At 71.3% G+C, this 689-nt stretch carries 1 protein-coding gene; it reads right to left on the bottom strand.

Annotated elements, in window-relative coordinates:
- On the bottom strand, positions 1–689 hold a 689-nt coding region (locus tag D7X12_RS41690; protein WP_208719641.1), incomplete at both ends, for an FIST signal transduction protein.

Genomic DNA, 689 nt, shown 5'->3' with positions numbered 1-689 from the left:
CCCCCCAGGGCCCCCACCTCGCCGAGCGTCAGACAGCCCACGACCGGGACACCCTCACCGAGCGCCTCCTGGAACCTCAAGAGTTCGTCCCGGACCCCCTCGCCCAGGATGAGGTAGCGGGAGACGCAATCGAACACCACCGCGCCGCCCAGCGGGCCCGGGGTGGCTTCCCGGGCCATGGTGGCGGCACCGGCCGCCGCGTCGAGCAGATCCGCGCGGGCGCCCTCCATCACCCGGACCAGCGAGCCGTCCGGTATCTCCGCGACGTAGCGGACCGAACCGTCGGATTCGACGGAGATCGGGTCACGGATCACGAACTCGCCGCTGGCCTGGGGAATCCCCAGCGGGTGGGTCATCGCGAAGCGGGCGAAGCCTGGCACGTCCAGTTCGACGCCCCGGCTCGCGGCCGTGCGCCGGTAGGCTTCGAACGCGCTCTCGTAGTCGAGTTCGATGGCGGTCGTGCCGTGCGCCTTCGTGACCTGGGCCGGGGGACCGTACGGATACCAGCCGTGCTGGATGCCAACGCCGATGGGCGCCTGGGCGTCGAAGGCAATCACCACCACCTGATCCCGGTAGGCCTTTCCCTGCGCGAACTGGGCCGTCTTGAAGAACCGGAGGTTGTTTCCCGCGCCGCCCCCCGCCCAACCGACGCCCGCGCCCGCTTCCTGCTGGGCCCCTCGCACGACCTC

The sequence above is a fragment of the Corallococcus sicarius genome (assembly GCF_003611735.1).
GTDB classification, from domain to species: Bacteria; Myxococcota; Myxococcia; order Myxococcales; family Myxococcaceae; genus Corallococcus; species Corallococcus sicarius.
Note: the sequence above shows the minus strand (reverse complement) of the source record. Positions and strands in the feature narration are given on the sequence as shown.